Source organism: Oleiphilus sp. HI0043, assembly GCF_001634935.1.
In genome coordinates this window covers 1-883 of record NZ_LWEY01000986.1, presented here as the reverse complement: position 1 = coordinate 883, position 883 = coordinate 1, and the positions used below count along the sequence as shown (strand labels likewise).

Here is an 883-nt window from a genome sequence, read left to right as displayed (position 1 = left end):
TAGAAATCACCGTCATTGAAGCGCTAAACACTAAAGCTTAGCGCCTCCCCATTTCCCTCTATGCCAGTGAATACCGTAAACAAAACCTTGGCCCAGGCGAGAGAAAGAAAACAAAAGCCAAATCACCAGCAAGGGCGGCTCAAAATAAACTACTGCGATAAGACCTAAAGGAAAGAACACAGCCCATTGAGAAAGCATACTTGTCTTCAAGACTACTTTTACGTCACCACTTCCCAGCAAGGCGTTCATAAGAATCACACCGATAACATCGATAAATATTAAAGCCCCCGTCACCTGCAAAGGTAAGCGAGCCGCGTCAATGGTAGCCGTATCTGAAGTGAAAAAGCGCAAGATAAGCTCTGCATTGAAGGCTAATAACATACCGAGTATCAAGGTTATCCCTCCGCCAATTTTGGCAACATCATAGGCCCAGAGTTTAGCCTTCACCTTGTCTCGTTCACCTAAGCTTGTACCTACCAGCGTTGCAGCGGCCATACCAAAACCAAAGCCTGGCAAAATACATAACATCAGAATATTGATGAGTATATTTAAAGCGGCAACTTCACTAACGCCTATTTTACCCACCATCCAAAACAAGCTGATCATACCAATCGCAATTAACAGCTGCTGAAAACCTGCTGGAATGGTGAGTCTAAAGACGCTAGCAAGATCACTTAAGCTTGGTTTTATACGGAATAATTTTAACGACTCCAGCTTGAAGAAGCCCAAACAAAAATACAGAACAGAACCAACGCCCATGGCAATGGTACTCGCCCAAGCCGCACCATCAGTCCCCATAGCGGCGAAACCAAGGTGACCGAAAATCAATATATAGTTCAGAATAATATTTAGTACATGAATAAACACTAGCGACAACATGTAA

General features: G+C 43.6%; 1 protein-coding gene. It reads right to left on the bottom strand.

The window, feature by feature from the left end; translation table 11 throughout:
* Positions 1–30: 30 nt before the first annotated feature.
* Positions 31–883: MATE family efflux transporter (locus A3729_RS10695; protein ID WP_255376390.1), on the bottom strand; the 853-nt coding region annotated here is incomplete at its 5' end.